At 71.0% G+C, this 459-nt stretch carries 1 protein-coding gene; it reads left to right on the top strand.

Features of this window, described 5'->3' with window-relative positions:
* Positions 1–260: 260 nt before the first annotated feature.
* Positions 261–459, top strand: a 199-nt coding sequence (locus M8J73_RS44620; RefSeq protein ID WP_249829943.1) for a hypothetical protein, incomplete at its 3' end; no start/stop codon positions are given.

Below are 459 nucleotides of genomic sequence, written 5' to 3'. Positions count from 1 at the left end.
GACTCCGCGGGCGGTGGCCCGAACGACATGCTTCCCCCTGTTCCGCCCCAACTGCTGGACAGTCTGTGTGGGCCTGTCCGGCCGGGCCGTATCCCTTCTGGCGACCGAACCCCTTCCGGCCGACCGAACCCCTTCCGGCCGACCGAATCCCTTCAGCCGCCAACCGCCCGAATGCCCTCCGGCCGGCCGAAGTCGGCTGCTGTACAAGGGCAAAGGCACGGCGTTGCAGCCCTCAACACACCGATGCGATGATCGCACGCATGTCTGATCACGGGGCAGCCGGTGGCGCGTCGACCGGCGTACGCCGGTCGAGGATCGCCGACTACGCGGAGTTGACCACTTCACCGGAGCCGGTTCCGGCCTCCCTCGACGGCCTTGCCACGTCCCCCGCCTCCGGCGACGTCGCCGCCGACGAGGCAGCCCTCGTCCGCCGCCGTCGGCGTGAAGGCGCCGCGCTGC

This window comes from Streptomyces neyagawaensis, from assembly GCF_023516595.1.
Lineage (GTDB): Bacteria > Actinomycetota > Actinomycetes > Streptomycetales > Streptomycetaceae > Streptomyces > Streptomyces neyagawaensis.
This window is presented reverse-complemented; position numbering and strand designations above follow the sequence as displayed.